The sequence below is a fragment of the Nocardia wallacei genome, assembly GCF_029869545.1.
Classification (GTDB): Bacteria; Actinomycetota; Actinomycetes; order Mycobacteriales; family Mycobacteriaceae; genus Nocardia; species Nocardia wallacei_A.
This window is the reverse complement of sequence record NZ_JARWQD010000339.1, coordinates 1-6,052: the sequence shown is the minus strand read 5'-3', so window position 1 is coordinate 6,052 and position 6,052 is coordinate 1. Positions and strand designations below refer to the sequence as shown.

Here is a 6,052-nt window from a genome sequence, read left to right as displayed (position 1 = left end):
CTCAAACATTTGAACGGCCTTGCTCCGCGCGGTCCTCCGGCGTGTCGACCACCGGAACGCGTTGCCGCAGAAGGCCGTACGTTTCCGCGCCCAGCACGATCAGCAGCGCACCGACGACGGTGAGGAACAGGGTGCCGGGGCTGTAGAAGTCGAATCGCTGCAGCACCGCGACCACCACCATGACCACCAGCAGCTTGCCCACCCAGCTGGCGAGCATCACCATGCCCTGGATGCCGGTTTCCAATTTCGCGCTGAACAGCACCAGCGCGGCGGTGGTGAGAATGAAGAATCCGCCGATGGCCGAGCCGATCAGCGCGCCCCACAGGCCGGGCAGCCCGGCGAAGATCGACCCCAGCACGGCGGACAACACCACCAGCACGATCAATCCGGCGATGCCGTAGCGCAGTGCCGCGCGCAGCGGGGCGTCGGGATGGTACTCGGATGCCGTGCTCACGCGGGCCACTCTACTCGGCGCCGGCATCCGGCCCGCGCGGCGCCCGCCGCCGCAGACCGACCGCCTCGCGCAGCGACGGCACCGCCGTCACGACCAGCGCGAACACCAGCCCCGCCGCGAACATCAGCACCACCACCTGGCGATTCATCAGCGACGTGCCGACCGCCCCGAAGGCCAGCACCCCGACCCACAGATAAATCGTCAGCACGACCCGGCGCTGCGAATGCCCGATCTGCAGCAGGCGGTGATGCAGATGCATTTTGTCCGGAGTGGAGAAACTGACCCCCGCCCGCACCCGCCGCACGATTGCCAGCACAAGATCCAATACCGGAATGAACATCACGGCGCCCACCAGCAGCAGCGGCGAAAGCAGACCGACGATATCGCGGGGGCCGTATCCGTTCAGCGGAATTCGGCCGGAGGCACCGGTGGAGATGGCCGCCAGCATCAATCCGATCAGCATGGAACCGGAATCGCCCATGAATATCCGGGCGGGCTGGAAATTATGCGGCAGGAAACCGAGACAGGCACCGGCCAGCGCGGCCGCGAGCAATGCGGGCGGATAGGTGCTGACATCGCCGCCCTGCGCGTAGAGCAGCCCCATGGAGAACACGAACACCGCGCCCGCACAGATCAGGCCGAGTCCGGCGGCCAGCCCGTCCATGCCGTCGACGAAATTCATCGCGTTGATCATGGTGATGGTGACGATGACGGTCACCAGGCCGCCCTGCAGCGTGTCCAGCACCACCGTGGTCTGGTTGAACGGGTTGTAGATGACCACCCAGCTCAGGCCGATCACCGCCATGACCCCGGCCGCGGTGATCTGCCCGACGAATTTGGTCAGCGCGTCCAGACCCCACCGGTCGTCGACGATGCCGACCAGCACGATCAGCGTGGCGGCCACCAGCACCGCCGGAATATCGGGCACGAAATCGAATCCCCGTCGCAGCGCGGGCAATTGGTGCGCGAACAGCACCGCGGCGAGGACGCCGATGTACATGCCGACGCCGCCCATCCGCGGGGTCGGCTTGGAGTGCACGTCCCGCTCGCGCGGCACGGCCACCGCACCGAAGGCGATGGCCAGCACCCGGATCCCGCCGGTGGACAGCAGTGTCACCACCGCCGACACGAGCAGCACCAGCAGCAGCTCGCGCAGCGGAACGACCGCGCTCTGACTGAAACCCATCTAGCAGGCCGTCACCGCGCGGCTTCGGGGGCGAGCTCGTCCGGCGACATGCCCAGTACCTCGGCCACCTGCGCCGTGGTCACCGCACCCTCGCGCAGGATGCGCGGCGTATCGGCGGTGAGGTCGACGATGGTGGAGGCGACGCTGTGCTCGGCCTTGCCGCCGTCGAGGTACACCCCGACCAGATCGCCCAGCTGGCCACGCGCCTCGTCGACGGTCGTGGCGGGCGGCTGCCCCGAGACGTTGGCGCTGGAGACCGCCAGCGGCCCCACCTCACGCAGCAACTCCAGCGCCACCGGATGCAGCGGCATGCGCAGCATGACCGTGCCGCGGGCGTCGCCGAGATCCCACGCCAGCGAGGGCGCCTGCTGCACAACGAGACTCAGCCCGCCGGGCCAGAACGCCCGGATCAGATCGCGGGCCTGCGACTGCACCGAGAACACGAGCCCGTCGATGGTGCTCCAGGACCCCACCAGCACCGGCACCGGCATATCGCGCCCGCGCCGCTTGGCCGCGAGCAGCGATTCGACGGCGGCCGAGTCGAACGCGTCGGCCGCGATGCCGTACAGCGTGTCGGTCGGAATCACGGCCAGCCGCCCGGATTTCAGGGTCGTCCGCGCGGCGGTCAGGCCGGCGGTCCGCGAGTCGGGGTCGGAGCAGTCGTAGACGGTACTCACGGCAGGGAGTCTATTGAACGTGTCTCACCGCACGTCCCCCGGCGGGGGGTTGGGCGATCGCGGGGACGAAATTCCGCCAGCGGCGGGCGGCGTGGGGACCGATAGTGGTTGCCATGACCACTTCTTCTGCGTCGAGTGCTGTTGCTGTTCTCGAAGGGATGTACCGGGCCGAGGCGGAGTATCTCGCGGCCGGAAGGCCGGGGTTCGCGACGCTGGCGCCGTACTTCGCGCCGGATGTGGTGTTGCACCAGGCCGCGGCGCTGCCCTACGGCGGGATCTGGCGCGGGCATGCGGGGATGGAGCAGTTCTTTCGTGCGATGAGCGGGGTGTGGGAACGCTTCGACATGGTGGAGCAGTCGTTTCTGAGCGAGGTGAGCCCGCTCGTCGTGCTCACGCGGGTGCGTGCCCGCGCCCGGGCGACCGGCCGGGAGCTGGAGTTTCCCATCCTGCAGACCATCGAGATCATCGACGGGCAGATCACCGAGGTACGCCCGTTCTACTGGGATACCGCCGCGATCGCCGAGATCTGTCGTCTCGAGGTCGCTACACCAGGACCACGAAGATGATCGTCGGCTCGGCCGCCCCGATTACTCGGCACGCACGCGACGAGCGGCGACGAAGCGGGGCTTGCCCGCCAGGTCCGGATGCTCGGCCACGCCGAGGAACCCCGCGCGCCGGAACAGCTCCGCGACCTGCGAGCCGTTGGAGTCGTCGTGTTCGACCGCCGCGACGCCGTCGGCGCGCAGCAGGCGGGCGATGGTGGCGACCATCGGGCGGATCACGTCCAGACCGTCGGCGCCGCCGAACAACGCCAGGTGCGGATCGTGGTCACGCACTTCGGGATCCAGCTCCGCGGAGACCGGCACATAGGGAGGATTGGCGACCACGACATCGACCCGGCCGTCGAGTTCGGACAGGATCCGCGGCGCGGTGACATCGCCGGAATGCAGGGTGATCGGGGTATCGCCGTCGGCCGCGCAGCGGTCGGCATTGCGCCGCGCCCAGCCCAGCGCGACCGGATCGAGTTCCACCGCGTGCACCTCGACATCCGGCCGGGCGTGCGCGATGGCCAGCGCCAGCGCCCCCGACCCGGTGCACAGATCGACCACGACGGGCCGATGCTCGTGCCCGGCCGCCTCCAGTTGCGCCAGCGCCCAGGCGAACAGCAGCTCGGTCTCCGGCCGCGGCACGAACACCCCCGGCCCGACCGCCAGGTCGATCTCCCCCATCGCCGCCGTGCCCGTGAGATGTTGCAGCGGAACCCGTGCCGCCCGCCGCGCCACCAGCTCCCGAAACTCCCCCACCTGCTCGGCCGTCACCATCGCAACCAACGCCAGCCGCCCCCGCTCCACCCCGAGCACATGCGCCGCCAAAGTCTCCGCATCAACCTCCGGGCTACCGACCCCCGCCTCCCGCAGCATCCGCACCCCCTCCGAGACCACCCCCCGCACCGGAACCCGACTCACGCGGTGGGTGCTCACTCGGCGGCGAGGCGGGCCGCGCGGTCTGCTTCACCCAGTGCGTCGAGGAGGGCGTCCAGATCCCCTCCCAGTACCGAATCCAGATTGTGGGCCTTGAACCCGATGCGATGGTCGGTGATCCGGTTCTCCGGGAAGTTGTAGGTCCGAATGCGTTCGGACCGATCGACCGTGCGGATCTGGCTGGCCCGCCCGGCCGCCGCCTCCGCGTCGGCCTGCTCCTCCGCCAGCGCCTGCAGCCGCGCCGCGAGGACCTGCATGGCGCGGATCTTGTTCTGCAGCTGCGAGCGTTCGTTCTGGCAGGTCACCACGATGCCGGTGGGCAGGTGGGTCAGGCGCACCGCCGAGTCGGTGGTGTTGACGCCCTGGCCACCCTTGCCGGAGGACCGGTAGACGTCCACGCGCAGATCCGATTCGTCGATCTGCACCTGTTCGACCTCGTCCGGCTCGGGATAGATGAGCACGCCCGCGGCCGAGGTGTGGATGCGCCCCTGCGATTCGGTGACCGGCACGCGCTGCACCCGGTGCACGCCGCCCTCGAACTTCAGCCGCGACCACACCCCGTCCCGGCTGTGTTCACCCGCCCCGTCGGCTCCGCCTCCTGCCATCCCCCAGTGCTCGCGTCTCTTGATCGACAGCGTCGCCTCCTTGTACCCGCCCAGATCGGAGACGTTGGCGTCGAGCACCTCGACCTTCCAGCCGTGCCGCTCGGCGTAGCGGATGTACATCCGGGCCAGGTCGGAGGCGAACAGCGCCGATTCCTCGCCGCCCTCGCCGGATTTCACCTCGAGCACCACGTCGTCGGCGTCGTGCGGATCGCGCGGCGCGAGCAGATCGGTGAGCGTCTGCTCCAGCTCGCTCACCTGCTGCTCCAGGTTCGGCACCTCCGCGGCGAACGAGGCGTCGTCGGCGGCCAGTTCCTGGGCCGCGGCCAGGTCGTCGCGCGCGGCCTGCAGCTTGGTGTAGGTGGACATGATCGGAGCGAGCTCGGCGAACCGCTTACCGACGCGCCGGGCCTCGCCCGGGTTGTTGTGCAGCGCCGGATCCGACAACTGCATCTCCAGACCGGAATGCTCGGCCAGGATGTCGTCGATCGCGGACGGGGCCGTCTTATCGGCCATGGCTACTACTCCTCGAGGTTCCAGGGTCCCGAAACGCGTCGACGCCCGGCCTGCGGTGCAGGACGGGCGTCGGCGGTGCAGCTATTTTGCGTCTTCGGTCTTCTTGGCGCGCTTGCCGTAGCGGGCCTCGAAGCGGGCGACGCGGCCGCCGGTGTCCAGGATCTTCTGCTTGCCCGTGTAGAACGGGTGGCACTGGGAGCAGACCTCGACGTTGATGTGGCCCGACTCCTTGGTGCTGCGAGTCTGGAAGGTGTTGCCGCAACCGCAGACGACGGTCGTCGGCACGTATGCCGGGTGGATTCCTGCCTTCATGGGTGTCCTTTCGATGTGGTCGCCGGGTCGCCCTCGATATTCGGGGACGTGAACCGGAACCGACTAGGCGGGATGGTCTGCCTGCTGTCGGCAGACGCACCAGCGATCCAGTATGCCAGAACCGCTGACCCGCTCTCAAAACGCACTCCGGGTCGGGTTTGTTCCCCCCTTGCCCCCAACTCCTTCCCCCCAGAAACTTCGGGCACGCGTCTTCACGACTCCCCAGGCACCCTGAAGTCGAGTAGCCGACTACTCGGGAACACGAACACCGTTGTTCATAGAGTATCGCCAGGTGAGAAACCGTGCGATCACAGGAGAGGACAGCAGTGAATCTCTACGCCGCTCGGGGGGCGACGAGGTCCAGGTCCCTGACATCCGGCAGGGACCCGACGCGCTCGAGGCGCCGCGCGCTGCCGGGGGGTAGGCACGCGGCCCACGCTGCGGCCGGTGCGGTACTGGCCGCGCTGGCGTTGACGGCCGGAATCGGATGGCTCGCGGCACCGGATGACCGCGGCACTCCCGTGGCGGCGCCGCCACCGGGCACACCCGAACTCGAATACACCGCCCACACCGTTCCCACGGGCGGCATCACCTCGGCCACCGCGCTGATCCTGGTGCTACTGATCCTCGGCGCGGCCGTCATCGGAGCCGTGGTGTTGTCCCCGAAAACGCCCCCGGGGGGGGGGCCCCCGCCCGGGGTGCGGGCGCGCTCGGACGGCCCCCGGGCCCGGTCCACCCGGGGGGGGGGGCCGCGACTGCTGCGGATCTCGGCGTTCGGTCCAGCCGCCGGTGCCCGCGAGGGCCCGGACCGATCGCGTTTGCCG

At 69.3% G+C, this 6,052-nt stretch carries 8 protein-coding genes; 2 read left to right on the top strand and 6 right to left on the bottom strand.

The features are described 5' to 3' along the window. Position 1 precedes the first annotated feature (1 nt). The 3 genes from QH290_RS30840 to QH290_RS30830 are packed head-to-tail and all read right to left on the bottom strand — an operon-like array spanning position 2 to position 2,317. Positions 2-481 (bottom strand): Cg1360 family ATP-synthase-associated protein, encoded by a 480-nt coding sequence (locus QH290_RS30840; RefSeq protein WP_425301825.1) that lies wholly within the window; start codon positions 479-481, stop codon positions 2-4. Beyond that, on the bottom strand, positions 465-1,640 hold the full coding sequence (locus tag QH290_RS30835; RefSeq protein WP_280386719.1) for an MraY family glycosyltransferase: 1,176 nt from the start codon (positions 1,638-1,640) through the stop codon (positions 465-467). The genes QH290_RS30840 and QH290_RS30835 overlap by 17 nt, the downstream gene beginning before the upstream one ends. Positions 1,641-1,651: 11 nt before the next feature. Further along, a complete protein-coding gene (locus QH290_RS30830; RefSeq protein ID WP_280386717.1) occupies positions 1,652-2,317 on the bottom strand; it encodes an L-threonylcarbamoyladenylate synthase in 666 nt (221 codons plus the stop codon). Positions 2,318-2,430: 113 nt separating this feature from the next. Here QH290_RS30830 and QH290_RS30825 point away from each other — a divergent pair, with 113 nt between their 5' ends. Further along, positions 2,431-2,883, top strand: a complete 453-nt coding sequence (locus QH290_RS30825; RefSeq protein WP_280386715.1) for a nuclear transport factor 2 family protein — start codon at positions 2,431-2,433, stop codon at positions 2,881-2,883. Between the two features lie 21 nt (positions 2,884-2,904). Here QH290_RS30825 and prmC read toward each other — a convergent pair whose 3' ends face one another. From prmC to rpmE, 3 genes are all read right to left on the bottom strand, one after another. After that, entirely contained in the window at positions 2,905-3,783 is an 879-nt protein-coding gene (prmC, locus tag QH290_RS30820; protein WP_280386713.1) for a peptide chain release factor N(5)-glutamine methyltransferase, read from the bottom strand. A gap of 11 nt (positions 3,784-3,794) precedes the next feature. Further along, entirely contained in the window at positions 3,795-4,916 is a 1,122-nt protein-coding gene (prfA, locus tag QH290_RS30815; protein ID WP_280386711.1) for a peptide chain release factor 1, read from the bottom strand. 81 nt (positions 4,917-4,997) lie between these two features. Next, positions 4,998-5,228 carry a 50S ribosomal protein L31 gene (rpmE, locus tag QH290_RS30810; protein ID WP_280261578.1) on the bottom strand — a complete coding sequence of 77 codons (231 nt, stop codon included), beginning with the start codon at positions 5,226-5,228 and terminating at the stop codon, positions 4,998-5,000. Positions 5,229-5,554: 326 nt separating this feature from the next. Here rpmE and QH290_RS30805 point away from each other — a divergent pair. Then, positions 5,555-6,052: hypothetical protein (locus QH290_RS30805; protein ID WP_280386709.1), on the top strand; the 498-nt coding region annotated here is incomplete at its 3' end.

Bases quoted from the DNA above. Each gene is read 5' to 3' on its own strand.
- QH290_RS30825 (WP_280386715.1), top strand. From the start codon at position 2,431: ATGACCACTTCTTCTGCGTCGAGTGCTGTTGCTGTTCTCGAAGGGATG.
- rpmE (WP_280261578.1), bottom strand. From the start codon at position 5,228: ATGAAGGCAGGAATCCACCCGGCATACGTGCCGACGACCGTCGTCTGC.
- QH290_RS30840 (WP_425301825.1), bottom strand. From the start codon at position 481: ATGCCGGCGCCGAGTAGAGTGGCCCGCGTGAGCACGGCATCCGAGTAC.
- QH290_RS30835 (WP_280386719.1), bottom strand. From the start codon at position 1,640: ATGGGTTTCAGTCAGAGCGCGGTCGTTCCGCTGCGCGAGCTGCTGCTG.
- prfA (WP_280386711.1), bottom strand. From the start codon at position 4,916: ATGGCCGATAAGACGGCCCCGTCCGCGATCGACGACATCCTGGCCGAG.